We start from the raw sequence: 1,079 nt of genomic DNA, 5'->3' as shown, positions 1-1,079 counted from the left end.
TCGCCACTGGAGTTCGAACAGCAGCATCAGAGCCCGGTTACACTCTCCCTCACGGCATGAAACCCCTGTGTCCACACTCCGGGGGTCACCTCAAGCCCTCAGCGGCCTGGCGGCGTGCGCGGCGCTGCTGGGCGACCTGACCGCGGCCCAAAGGGCGCTGGTTGAACAACGCACTCTCCCGTTGCTGGCTCCCGCATTCCTGTCAGCGGGGGAGAAGCGTCTGGGCGAGGCATGGAGGTCGGCAACGCGCGGTCGGCTTACCGAGGCATGTGATCTGCTTACCCAGGCCGCCCGATCGGCCCGGGAAACGGGCCATCTCACCGGTGAGGCGCTCTTGCTTACGGATGTGGCCCGGCTAGGCGGTGCCAAGGACGTCGCGGATCGGCTAGGCGAGCTCGCTAGCGCGTCTGACAGTGTATTCGTCTTTGCCCGTGCCGGCCTGGCCGCCGGCCTGGCCGGCAACGATCCCGACCAACTCATCGCGGCCGCGCGGGGGCTGGAGGCGATCGGCGCGGACCTGCTAGCCGCCGAGGCCGCCGCCGCCGCCGCAATCTACCGCCGGACTGGTCAGATCCGCCAAGCCACCGCAGCTTCCCGACGCGCGCAAGCCAGCGTCGCCCATTGCGATGGCGCGCGCACTCCGCTGCTAGCAGACCTCGAGGCTGGCGTCACGCTCACCCCTCGGGAGCGCGAGATCGCGCTGCTCGTCGCGGATAGCACTGCGAGCAAGGACATAGCCACTACCCTGCATCTGTCTGTGCGCACCGTCGACAACCACCTCCAGCACGTTTACACCAAACTCGGCGTTACCACACGCCGACAACTCGCCGATGCCCTTGGCGTGGATACCAACCGCAACCCAGCACGCTAATCGACGCACCAGGTTGCCCTATGGAGCAGATCATGGACATGGCACACAGTGCATTCATCGTAACCAACGATGGGGTCCGCCTCCATTACCTGGAGGCTGGTGAGGGCCCAGACAGGCATTGTCAGGTTGAGCGGGAGCCCTCGCCGGTGGCATGATCATCTGTCTGGTCGGATCGCCGGGAGGGGCTGCTCGTGGACGCGGTGTCGTA

At 66.5% G+C, this 1,079-nt stretch carries 1 protein-coding gene; it reads left to right on the top strand.

Going from position 1 to position 1,079, the window contains the following annotated elements; genetic code table 11:
- Window positions 1-67: 67 nt before the first annotated feature.
- Window positions 68-871: a helix-turn-helix transcriptional regulator gene (locus tag ABZT03_RS44725; protein ID WP_356050105.1), complete on the top strand. Its 804-nt coding sequence runs from the start codon at window positions 68-70 to the stop codon at window positions 869-871.
- The last annotated feature ends 208 nt before the right edge of the window (window positions 872-1,079 follow it).

The organism is Streptomyces sp. NPDC005574 (genome assembly GCF_040605435.1).
In the GTDB taxonomy this organism is placed as follows: Bacteria; Actinomycetota; Actinomycetes; order Streptomycetales; family Streptomycetaceae; genus Streptomyces.
The sequence above is the reverse complement of the archived record's forward strand: the minus strand, read 5'-3'. Positions and strand labels throughout refer to the sequence as shown.